This is a genomic window from Microcoleus sp. C2D2 (assembly GCF_036702495.1).
Taxonomy (GTDB): domain Bacteria; phylum Cyanobacteriota; class Cyanobacteriia; order Cyanobacteriales; family Microcoleaceae; genus Microcoleus.
In genome coordinates this window covers 20,491-31,837 of the sequence record NZ_JAUBTO010000097.1, presented here as the reverse complement: position 1 = coordinate 31,837, position 11,347 = coordinate 20,491, and the positions used below count along the sequence as shown (strand labels likewise).

The following is an 11,347-nucleotide window of genomic DNA, read 5'->3' as shown; positions in this document are numbered from 1 at the left end:
TCTATCCTTGCTCTTCGCTGTGCTTATCTCAACGGTCAACTTTCAATTTGATGTATGTGCCAAAGTGAGATGCACCCGATCTTATCGGCCTATTATCAGCAACCCCAGTCTAAAGACACGGGGCATCAGGCATCGCTTGATGCCCTTAGTTAGGATGGTGAAAAATGGCGTTGCTCAATATCAAGAATTCTCAGCCATCGAACGCTTCACCTTATGAATCCAGCCTTCGCGAATCTGGATGCCGCGCTTCTATTGGTAGAAATGAAGCGTGGTAGTTCACAGAGCATTTTAGGCTGACAGGTCATCCGGGTCTGCGAGTCGCAATGCCTAGTTTAACTCCTTTAACCTGCCGCACCCGATCCATAACGGCTACAGCCAAGCCAAAATTAACGCTTTCGTCAGAGTTAATCACGGCAATCAGGTCTTGACGAGTAGCAGCTAAGGCGCTCAGTTGTGCGGGCAAAGCCTCTACCGTTGTGGGCTGACGATCGAGACTGACTTGTCCTTTTGAATCAATCGCGATCGTGACTCGGTTCGTTGTCTGTGTCGGCTGGCTCGAAGTCGCTTTGGGCAAATTCACAGGCAGTCCTTCAGGGCTGCTTAAGAACAAGCTAGAGAGAATGAAAAATGTGAGCAGCGAGAACACCACATCAATCAGCGGCACAATATTAATTTGTGGAGGAATTTCAGGGTCTTTGGGTAGGTTCATACTCTTTTTGTGCAGTTCGATAATGACGACGATAGAGCAGTTCTAGCTGCCCTCCATATTCTTCAATTCGGCTAACTTCGCGCTGATATAAGCCCCGGTAAATGCTGGAAAATGTCAGAGTGATAATGCCCACCAGTAATCCGGCAGAAGTGGTGGGCAAGTCTTCGCTAATGCCTGCGGTCAAACCCGATTTATTTGTCGCTGCAAGGTTGCCAATATTAATCGAGGCAAATGTGGTCATTAGCCCAAATACTGTGCCTTGAAGACCGAGCAATGGTGCTAGCGCAACGATCGTGTCAAAAATATGATTGAACCGCTTCAGTAGCGGAATTTCGATTTTTGCCTCGGTTTCTAGCGCTAGAATAAATTCTTCAGGTGTCGCCTCTTCAAGCTGCAACGTGCCGAGGAAAATGCGGGCGATCGGTAAGTCAACATTCTGCTTGAGCTTATCGATCGCACTCACCATGTTATTGAGTTGATAGAGCCGCAAAACATCATGAGCAACTTGCTTTTGTCGTCTGTAAATTCTGCTCCAGAATAGGGCGCGTTCGCTCGCCAGCGTTACCGATAGAATTGAACAAAGCAGCAGCGGCCACATGACAAGACCGCCTGCCAAGAATTGTTCGCGTATTGCTGAAAAATTCATCCACTTCTCCTAATTGACCGCTGGCAGTGCCAGCAATTTAGCTCAACAGCACTGATGATAATCTATCTCAATAAAAAATCCAATACCAAAGGCAGATGAATTTGAGTCTTCCAAGGCAATAGGAGGAAATTGGCATCATCTTGAATCAACGCCAGCCGATATTGACGGGGTGACAAGCAGGTTGAAAGCAAGGCTGCGTCAAGGTTTTGAGTAGAGTGACCGAGCGAAAGGATCTTCGCTGCCGTGACTCAAGAAAAGAGAGTGGCGATCGTAGAGAATCAGGTTCAAGGATCTCTCGGACGATCTTATGAGTCAATAAGCCTGTCAATAATCTGCTATCTTTTTTGAGATTCAGGGGCTTTAATGCTTTTACCATCAAGGTTCCACAGGCATTGTCACCCCGTCAAGACCCCGAGAAGTTTGAGGAACCGGAGGTTTTCGATATTACACGCACCCCCAACTAACACTTTGGGTTTGGTTCAGGCATTCACTTTTGTCTGGGAGCCGTTTTAGCTCGCATGGACTTAACTATTTGCTTGACCACATTACTTAGAAGACTACCGAATCTCAGCTTCGATCCGGATAAACAAGCTATTCCCACAAAACATTCAAATCTGGTCATGAAGGGGTTCGACTCGCTACGGGTAAAGTTCGACGCTAGTCTTAAGTGATACCATCATCTTGCAAATGAATTCACAACACAAGAATATGTCAGCATTCGCCAACCAGCAAACCTACGATCTGTTTGCACCCGAAGCTTTGGCCAATTCCTATCCACTCTTCAAACGGATGCGTTCAGAAGACCCCGTTCACTATAGCGAAGCTCTCGGCTACTGGATTTTGACACGCTATAGAGATGTTGAGGCGGCTGTACGCGATGAGCGTTTGAGTTCAAACCGCACAGCGTTGTTTATCAATAAGTTAGGTTCTTTGGATGTCAAAGAGATCCAGAATTTCCTCAATATGACATCAAGCTGGATAGTTGATACAGATCCACCCGATCACACCCGACTGCGGAAGTTAGCCAATCAGGGATTTACAACTCGTGCGATAGAAAGCTGGCGCTGTATTATCCAGAACACCACGGATCGATTGTTGGATAACGTTCAAAATCACGGCGGCATGGATGTTGTATCCGATTTGGCGGTACCACTACCAGGGATCATTATTACTGAGATATTTGGCGTGCCAGAAACCGACAGAGCGAACATGCTCGAATGGGCAAGGGATATAGGCACATTTTTTGGCGCCGCGGGCGGCTCAACTATTGAAATGCAAGAATTGGCACGCAAGGCAGACATGGCAGCCGTAAAGTTTTGCGCACTAATCAGGCAACTGATTGAACAACGGCGCCGGCAGCCCGGAACCGACATGATTAGCCTGCTGAGTGTGGCTTACCAAGAGCAGGGATTTAACGATCGGGAACTCCCATTTCTATGTATGGAAATCTTAAATACAGGTCTGTTGACCACCACAGACCAGATTGCCAATGGGGTGAATGCACTGCTGTCTCATCCGGACCAACTGCAAAAACTGAAAACAAATCCGACTCTGATCAATAGCGCTGTCGAAGAAATCCTCCGTTTCGATACCTCCGTTCCTTTTTTGACTCGGATTGCCAAACAAGACCTGACGATTGGCGGTAAGGACATTACGGCGGGTAGCGTCATCGCACTGGGGTTTGGGCCGGCGAATCATGACCCCGAGAAGTTTGAGGAACCGGAGGTTTTCGATATTACACGCACGCCCAACGAACACCTTGGGTTTGGTTCAGGAATTCACTTTTGTTTGGGAGCCGTTTTAGCTCGCATGGACTTAACTATTTGCTTGACCACATTACTTAGAAGACTACCGAATCTCAGCTTCGATCCGGATAAACAAGCTATTCCCACAAAACATTCAAATCTGGTCTTGAAGGGGTTCGCTTCGCTACGGGTAAAGTTCGACGCTAGTCTTAAGTGATACCATCATCTTGCAAAGGATTTCACAACACAAAAATATGTCAGCATTCGCCAACGAGCCCACCTACGATCTTTTTGCACCCGAAGCTGTGGCCAATTCCTATCCACTCTTCAAACGGATGCGTTCTGAAGACCCCGTCCACTATTGTGAGTCGGGAGGCTACTGGATTTTGACACGCTATAGAGATGTTGAGGCGGCTTTACACGATGAGCGTTTGAGTTCAGACCGCAAAGCGTTGTTTATCAATCAGTTAGGTTCTTTGGATGTCAAAGAGATCCAGAATTTCCTCGCTCTGACATCAAACTGGATGGTTGATAAAGATCCACCCGAGCACACCCGACTGCGGAAGGTAGCCAAGCAGGGATTTACAACTCGTGCCATAGAAAGCTGGCGCTCTATTATCCAGAACACCACGGATCGATTGTTAGATAAAATTCAAAATCACGGCGGCATGGATGTTGTATCGGATTTGTCGGTACCACTACCAGGGTTCATTATTAGTGAGATATTTGGCGTGCCAGAAACCGACAGAGCGAATATGCTCGAATGGGCAACGGATATAGTCACACTTTTTGGCGTAGCGGGCGACTCAACTATTGAAATTGAAGAAATGGCACGCAAGGCAGACAAGGCAGCCGTACAGTTTTCTGCACTAATCAGGGAACTGGTTGAACAACGGCGCCGGCAACCGGGAACTGACATGATTAGCCTGCTGAGTGTGGCCTACCAAGAGCAGGGATTTAATCTTGAGGAACTCCCATCTCGATGTATTGAAATCTTAAATGGAGGTCTGTTGACCACCAGAGACCTGATTGCCAATGGGGTGAATGCACTGCTGTCTCATCCGGACCAACTGCAAAAACTGAAAAAAAATCCTTCTCTGATCCATAGCGCTGTCGAAGAAATGATCCGTTTCGATACCTCCGTTCCTTTTTTCTCTCGGATTGCCAAACAAGACCTGACGATTGGCGGTAAGGACATTACGGCGGGTAGCGTCATCGCACTGGGGCTTGGGGCGGCCAATCATGACCCCGAGAAGTTTGACTCACCGGAGGTTTTCGATATTACACGCACGCCCAACGAACACCTTGGGTTTAGTTCAGGCATTCACTTTTGTCTGGGAGCCGTTTTAGCTCGCATGGAGTTAACTATTTGCTTCACCACATTACTTAGAAGACTACCGAATCTCAGCTTCGATCCGGATCGGCACGCTATTCCCACAAAACATTCAATTCTGATCTTGAAGGGGTTCGATTCGTTACCCGTAAAGTTCTAGTCTCGTCTTAAGTGATATCATCATCTTGCACATGAATTCACAACACAAGAATATGTCAGCATTCGCCAACGAGCCCACCTACGATCTTTTTGCACCCGAAGCTTTGGCCAATTCCTCTCAACTCTTCGAACGGATGCGTTCTGAAGACCCCGTTCACTATTGTGAGTCTGGAGGCTACTGGATTTTGACACGTTATAGAGATGTTGAGGCGGCTCTACGGGATGAGCGTTTGAGTTCAGACCGCAAAGCGTTGTTTATCAATCAGTTAGGTTCTTTGGATGTCAAAGAGATCCAGAATTTCCTCGCTCTGATATCAAACTGGATGGGTGAGAAAGATCCACCCGAGCACACCCGACTGCGGAAGTTAGGCAAGCAGGGATTTACAACTCGTGCCATAGAAAGCTGGCGCTCTATTATCCAGAACACCACGGATCGATTGTTGGATAAGGTTCAAAATCACGGCGGCATGGATGTTGTATCGGATTTGTCGGTACCACTACCAGGGTTCATTATTACTGAGATATTTGGCGTGCCAGAAACCGACAGAGCGAACCTGCTCGAATGGGCAAGGGATATAGTCACACTTTTTGGCACATCGGGCGGCTCAAATATTGAAATTGAAGAAATGGCACGCAAGGCAGACAAGGCAGCCGTACAGTTTTCTGCACTAATCGGGCAACTGGTTGAACAACGGCGCCGGCAACCGGGAACTGACATGATTAGCCTGCTGAGTGTGGCCTACCAAGAGCAGGGATTTAATCTTGAGGAACTCCCATCTGTATGCGTTCAGATCTTAATAGGAGGTCTGTTGACCCTCACAGACCTGATTGCCAATGGGGTGAATGCACTGCTGTGTCATCCGGACCAACTGCAAAAACTGAAAACAAATCCTTCTCTGATCCATAGCGCTGTCGAAGAAATCCTCCGTTTCGATGCCTCGGTTCCTTTTTTCTTTCGGATTGCCAAACAAGACCTGACGATTGGCGGTAAGGAGCTCGCGGCGGGTAGCATCATCGCACTGGGGCTTGGGGCGGCGAATCATGACCCCGAGAAGTTTGATTCACCGGAGGTTTTCGATATTACACGCACGCCCAACGAACACCTTGGGTTTAGTTCAGGCATTCACTTTTGTCTGGGAGCCGCTTTAGCTCGCATGGAGTTAACTATTTGCTTCACCACATTACTTAGAAGACTACCGAATCTCAGCTTCGATCCGGATCGGCAAGCTATTCCCACAAAACATTCAATTCTGATCTTGAAGGGGTTCGATTCGCTACGGGTAAAGTTCGACGCTAGTCTTAAGTGATACCATCATCTTGCAAATGAATTAACAACACAAACATATGCCAGCATTTGCCAAGGAGCCAACCTACGATCTGTTTGCACCCGAAGCTTTGGTGAATTCCTATCCACTCTTCAAACGGATGCGTTCTGAAGACCCCGTTCACTATTGTGAGTCTGGAGGCTACTGGATTTTGACACGCTATAGAGATGTTGAGGCGGCTCTACGGGATGAGCGTTTGAGTTCAGACCGCACACCGTTGTATATCAATCAGTTAGGTTCTTTGGATGTCAAAGAGATCCAGAATTTCCTCGCTCTGACATCAAACTGGATAGGTGAGAAAGATCCACCGGAGCACACCCGACTGCGGAAGTTAGCCCAGCAGGGATTTACAACTCGTGCCATAGAAAGCTGGCGCTCGATTATCGAGAACACCACGGAGCGATTGTTGGATAACGTTCAAAATCACGGCGGCATGGATGTTGTATCGGATTTGTCGGTACCACTACCAGGGTTCATTATTCCTGAGATATTTGGTGTGCCAGAAACCGACACAGCGAACCTGCTCGAATGGGCAATGGATATAAGCCGAATATTTGGCGCAGCGGGCGGCTCAAATATTGAAATTGAAGAAATGGCACGCAAGGCAGACAAGGCAGCCGTACAGTTTTCTGCACTAATCGGGCAACTGGTTGAACAACGGCGCCGGCAACCGGGAACTGACATGATTAGCCTGCTGAGTGTGGCCTACCAAGAGCAGGGATTTAATCTTGAGGAACTCCCATCTGTATGCATTCAGATCTTAAATGCAGGTATGTTGACCACCACAGACCAGATTGCCAATGGGGTGAATGCACTGCTGTCTCATCCAAACCAACTGCAAAAACTGAAAAAACATCCTTCTCTGATCCATAGCGCTGTCGAAGAAATGATCCGTTTCGATACCTCGCTTCCTTTTTTCTTTAGGATTGCCAAGCAAGACCTGACGATTGGCGGTAAGAACATTACGGCGGGTAGCATCATCGCACTGGGGCTTGGGGCGGCCAATCATGACCCCGAGAAGTTTGACTCACCGGAGGTTTTCGATATTACACGCACGCCCAACGAACACCTTGGGTTTGGTTCAGGAATTCACTTTTGTCTGGGAGCCGTTTTAGCTCGCATGGAGTTAACTATTTGCTTGAGCACATTACTTAGAAGGCTACCGAATCTCAGCTTCGATCCGGATAAACAAGCTATTCCCACAAAACATTTAATTCTAATCTTGAAGGGGTTCGATTCGCTACCCGTAAAGTTCGACGCTTGTCTTAAGTGATACCATCATCCTTAAATAAGAATGAACAGCAATATCAGCACAGGCTCAACAATCAAGGTGAATGAAGCATCCCTATCTCGTTTACCTGAAAACGTTCGCATACCCAAGTACGATCGCGATCGAATTACTAATGGAATTGTGCCTAAGCTGTCGCGCATTTAAATTGTATATTCAGGGCGGGCGGGACGCCCACCCCACAAGACTTTGATTTTTTTTGACAGACAATTTAAATGCCGCAACAGCTTATTGGGGTTGGTGGATTTCATCGATCGCACCAAGCGCTTTATCTCGATGATTATTTCCATCAGAATCCTGGTAGTGATTGGGGAATCTGTGGTGTGGGATTGCTGGACTATGACTGTGACAGGCGGATGCGGGAGGCGCTTCAATCCCAAGATTGTTTGTATACCTTAGTTGAGCGATCGCCCTCAGGCGATCGGGCTCGAATCATCGGTTCGATCGCTCGATACCTGTTTGCACCAAACAATCGTCGCTCAGCATATTTGAGATTTTTGGAGATTTAGTACAGTCGCCACGTTTCGTCGAGACTGTTGCTGACAAGTTGCGTAGTTTGCATGAGTTTGGTGTTCGAGGAACGCTTGTCCGATCCTCGCAGGCACAGTAAAGGCATTATCAACTTAAGCTGCGATTTTTAGCTTTATAGCTGTTGCCAGTTTCATTAGGACATAGACTATACAGTAGTAGTCTCCCTGCAACCTGTCATGGCAAAACCTTACAGTTATCACTTGGGCCAGAAAGTGATGCAAGCAATTGAAGTCTATAGTATCGAGAAAAGCCTGTGTCAGTAATTCAGGTCAACGGAATTGATTTGTACTACAACATTCAAGGTTCCAGCGAAAACGAGTTATTACTGCTGATAGCGGGGTTTGACAGTGACAGTTCAACTTGGGCTGCAATGATGCGATCGCTAGTTAAGCAGTATCAGGTGCTTCGCTTTGATAACCGAGGAGTTGGGCAAAGTGAAGCGCCAGACAGTCCTTACAGCATCAAACAAATGGCGGCTGATGCAGCGGCGCTGTTGGATTACTTGAGCATTTCTCAAGTCCATGTGGCAGGTCATTCAATGGGTGGACAGATTGCTCAAGAACTGGCTTTGGCATATCCAGAAAAAATCCAAAGTTTGATACTTCTCTCTTCTTGTGCAAAGGGAGATGAAAAGTTTAATTCACTCATCAAATTGTTTGGCGACTTGACACAGAAATTAGAGGGAACGCTTTATCAGAGGGTTATCTTGCCTTGGCTGTTTACCGAGGCGTTTTACTCGATTCCAGGGGTAATGGAACAACTCATCACCTGGATTGAGAATCAACCATTTGGACCGACACCTCATGGACTATATCACCAAAGCCGAGCTATTCTTGGCAGTGATACCAGCGATCGCCTTGCAAACATTCATTGCCCTACACTCGTTATGGTTGGCAAAGAAGACCTTCTTACTCCGGTCAAATTTTCGGAGCAACTAGCTCAAGGTATACCCAATGCTGAACTAGCTATCCTCGAGCAAGGTGGTCACGCTTTTGTGGTAGAGTCGGCCGATACTGTAGCGAAGGTCATGCTTAATTTTCTGGCGAAGCACAGATAACCCATCCTACAATCCACACAGGAATAACTACTGCCCTGTTGCTTGAAGCGGATGGTGTCCAAGTGGTCTATCTCCCCCTCTGTTCGCCTGAGTTCAACCGCATAGAGAAATGCTCGGCTTGGTTGAAAAGTAGAATTCGCAAATAGCTACACCACTCCCATACTTGGCGCGATGCGACGGAAACGGAAGCCGTTCTTAAGACAGTGTCCTAATGTCTATGGCGACGGCTATATTTGGCAACAAATCTAATTTTGAATTCTTAACTTTTAAGTATTTGAGGATAACCTAATGCTGCTTGGCATAGATTTAGGAACAGGCTCTGCTAAGGCATTGCTCCTAGCGGCAGACGGAACGGCTGCTGGTGAAGCATCAAGCTCTTATCCTGTTCGTGCACCCCACCCTGGATGGGCTGAGTCTGAGCCAATGGATTGGTGGTTAGCTGTTGGCGAGGCTGTTAGAAAGGCAGTGGGAGATCGCGCCGATCGAGTACAGGCGATCGCACTTTCAGGACAAATGCACGGTGTTGTCCTAGCTTCGGAGTCAGGTCAGCCCCTGCGTCCAGCTATCCTCTGGGCAGATACTCGCTCCTTTGACACGCTTAACACTTATCATTCGCTCGATGCCGCTATTCTAGAGCGCTTGGGCAACCCGGTTACGGCTGGAATGGCGGGTCCCACTTTGTTGTGGCTGCGAGAACGCGAGGCTACTGTCTACACCGAAGCGCGTTGGGCGCTCCAGCCAAAAGATTGGCTGCGGTTACGGATGACTGGAGAAGTCGCAACCGAACCATCTGATGCTAGCGGTACTTTGCTTTACGATGTTGTGTCGGACAACTGGGCCCTGGAAGCCATCTGGGCGCTGAATCTACGCGGTGATTGGTTACCAAAAATTATCCCCTCTAGTGCGATCGCCGGCTACCTAACAACTATTGCTTCAGAGCATCTTGGCTTAAGAGTTGGCTTACCTGTTATCGCTGGTGCTGCGGATACCGCAGCGGCAGCACTTGGTAACGGACTACTAGAGCCTGGTTTGGTTCAACTAACTATCGGCACAGGCGCTCAAATCATTACACCTCGATCGCAACCAATTATCGATCCTCATGGTCGTACCCATCTCTATCGAGCCGCCGTACCTAACCAGTGGTACACCCTTGCAGCAATGCAAAATGCCGGGTTAGCGCTGGAGTGGGTGCGAGGTATCCTCGGCTTGAGCTGGCAGGAGGTCTATACTAAAGCGTTTTCTGTTCCCCCAGGATGTGAAGGATTGACATTTTTGCCATACCTCACAGGTGAGCGAACTCCACACCTTGACCCCTATGTACGCGGGGCATGGGTAGGGCTGGGACTTCATCACACACAGGCGCACCTGATGCGGGCAGCTTTAGAGGGAGTTGCTTTTGCCTTGCGACAAGGTTTTGAGGCACTTGAGGCAACAGGTTTTAAAGCGGCAGAACTGCGTTTAGCAGGCGGTGGAACGGCAGAAATGCCTTGGAAACAATTACTGACCGATGTATTGAGAATACCCCTCTATACAACTACAGTTCCTGCTGCTTCCGCGCGTGGTGCTGCTCTACTGGCGGGTATAGGAATTGGCATATACGCAGATGCTAATGACACCAGCAAACTAGCAGCCACACCAACGCTTGCTGCAACTCCCCAATCAGTCGATCCAACCCTAGAAGAGGCTTGGATGCGATATCAATCGCTTTATCCACGACTTAAAAAAATCGGATAGGAGTTATGGCTCAAGGAGGACGTACTAGAAGCTATCTACAAATTATTCTTAAGCTAATACTGCTTAATATCAGTCAAATAAAAGAATAAAGTTTACTAACATAATAGGTACCTATAGCAATCCTTGCAGGAGTCGTAAATTTTTAACCCCACCCCAGCCCTCCCCTTGGTAAGGGGAGGGAGTAAGAAATTCACAAATGATTTAGGATTGCTATATTACCTCAATATAGTAAGTGGCATAAATCTCCCAAAATCAGCCGATGCTTCTGATTTATACATACAGTGTAATGAATCTGCATCTATAAACTACCAGGAAGATGAAAAAAAGTTGTCTTAAGTCAGGGTGGTATTGTCTCCTCAAATTCTTACTTCAATTCCTTTTACGAACTATTTTATACTAAATAAGCTGTCGCGCATTTAAATTGTATATTCAGGGCGGGCGGGACACCCCACAAGACTTTGATTTTTTTTTGACATACAGTTTAAATGCCGCAACAGCTTATACTACTCTTAGCTCTATCTACTATGTGCTGAAACTTGAAGGAGATTTTAAAGTTTCTGTTTACAGAGAAGTTAACGGAGAAAACAAAAGAGAAATTATTTCGGAACAGAACTTTGAGAAAGGCCAATTCTCAGAGCCTGTAAAAATCTCACCAATAAATCTCCTTCAAAATGAAAAGGCTGGCCGAATAGACAGCAGATTTCCAGCTTATAGACGACAATAGCAGCATTTAGAAAACCAGTTTTTTAGATATTGAAGATTAATTAAATCAGCGTGCGAAGTGCGACCCGGATTTGGTATCAGATGGAAATAACTTGAG

The 11,347-nt window shown here is 47.1% G+C and carries 13 protein-coding genes and 1 pseudogene; 12 read left to right on the top strand and 2 right to left on the bottom strand.

Annotated features, from left to right (window positions below; translation table 11 throughout):
- Positions 1–217 (top strand): hypothetical protein (locus QUB61_RS25925; protein WP_333190181.1); only part of this gene is annotated, 217 nt, incomplete at its 5' end.
- Positions 218–301: 84 nt separating this feature from the next.
- On the opposite strand, the gene QUB61_RS25920 is transcribed toward QUB61_RS25925, so the two are convergent.
- Together QUB61_RS25920 and QUB61_RS25915 are read right to left on the bottom strand one after the other, a co-directional pair.
- Positions 302–709 carry a biopolymer transporter ExbD gene (locus QUB61_RS25920; protein WP_333133082.1) on the bottom strand — a complete coding sequence of 136 codons (408 nt, stop codon included), beginning with the start codon at positions 707–709 and terminating at the stop codon, positions 302–304.
- The gene (locus QUB61_RS25915; protein WP_333133083.1) at positions 687–1,355 is read right to left on the bottom strand and encodes a MotA/TolQ/ExbB proton channel family protein; all 669 of its coding nucleotides are present in this window, start codon (positions 1,353–1,355) and stop codon (positions 687–689) included. Before QUB61_RS25915 ends, QUB61_RS25920 begins: the two co-directional genes overlap by 23 nt.
- Positions 1,356–1,831: 476 nt before the next feature.
- Here QUB61_RS25915 and QUB61_RS40080 point away from each other — a divergent pair.
- The 11 genes and pseudogenes from QUB61_RS40080 to QUB61_RS25870 form a co-directional block, all read left to right on the top strand.
- Positions 1,832–2,026: pseudogene (locus QUB61_RS40080) on the top strand (cytochrome P450); the annotation flags it as partial.
- 16 nt (positions 2,027–2,042) lie between these two features.
- Positions 2,043–3,317 (top strand): cytochrome P450, encoded by a 1,275-nt coding sequence (locus QUB61_RS25910; protein WP_333133085.1) that lies wholly within the window; start codon positions 2,043–2,045, stop codon positions 3,315–3,317.
- Positions 3,318–3,354: 37 nt separating this feature from the next.
- Positions 3,355–4,593 (top strand): cytochrome P450, encoded by a 1,239-nt coding sequence (locus tag QUB61_RS25905; RefSeq protein WP_333133087.1) that lies wholly within the window; start codon positions 3,355–3,357, stop codon positions 4,591–4,593.
- A 52-nt stretch (positions 4,594–4,645) separates the two neighbouring features.
- Complete coding sequence (locus tag QUB61_RS25900; protein ID WP_333190179.1) at positions 4,646–5,899, top strand: cytochrome P450; 1,254 nt, start codon at positions 4,646–4,648, stop codon at positions 5,897–5,899.
- A gap of 37 nt (positions 5,900–5,936) precedes the next feature.
- The gene (locus QUB61_RS25895) at positions 5,937–7,190 is read left to right on the top strand and encodes a cytochrome P450 (protein ID WP_333133090.1); all 1,254 of its coding nucleotides are present in this window, start codon (positions 5,937–5,939) and stop codon (positions 7,188–7,190) included.
- A 21-nt stretch (positions 7,191–7,211) separates the two neighbouring features.
- Positions 7,212–7,352, top strand: a complete 141-nt coding sequence (locus QUB61_RS25890) for a hypothetical protein (protein WP_333133092.1) — start codon at positions 7,212–7,214, stop codon at positions 7,350–7,352.
- Between the two features lie 68 nt (positions 7,353–7,420).
- On the top strand, positions 7,421–7,714 hold the full coding sequence (locus QUB61_RS25885; RefSeq protein WP_333133093.1) for a hypothetical protein: 294 nt from the start codon (positions 7,421–7,423) through the stop codon (positions 7,712–7,714).
- A gap of 275 nt (positions 7,715–7,989) precedes the next feature.
- Positions 7,990–8,793 carry an alpha/beta hydrolase gene (locus tag QUB61_RS25880; protein WP_333133094.1) on the top strand — a complete coding sequence of 268 codons (804 nt, stop codon included), beginning with the start codon at positions 7,990–7,992 and terminating at the stop codon, positions 8,791–8,793.
- Positions 8,790–8,939: a transposase gene (locus QUB61_RS40075; protein WP_445300286.1), complete on the top strand. Its 150-nt coding sequence runs from the start codon at positions 8,790–8,792 to the stop codon at positions 8,937–8,939. Before QUB61_RS25880 ends, QUB61_RS40075 begins: the two co-directional genes overlap by 4 nt.
- A gap of 142 nt (positions 8,940–9,081) precedes the next feature.
- Positions 9,082–10,527, top strand: coding sequence for a xylulokinase (gene xylB, locus QUB61_RS25875; protein WP_333133095.1), 1,446 nt, complete (start codon positions 9,082–9,084; stop codon positions 10,525–10,527).
- Positions 10,528–10,996: 469 nt separating this feature from the next.
- Positions 10,997–11,251: a hypothetical protein gene (locus tag QUB61_RS25870; protein ID WP_333133097.1), complete on the top strand. Its 255-nt coding sequence runs from the start codon at positions 10,997–10,999 to the stop codon at positions 11,249–11,251.
- Positions 11,252–11,347: the final 96 nt, after the last annotated feature.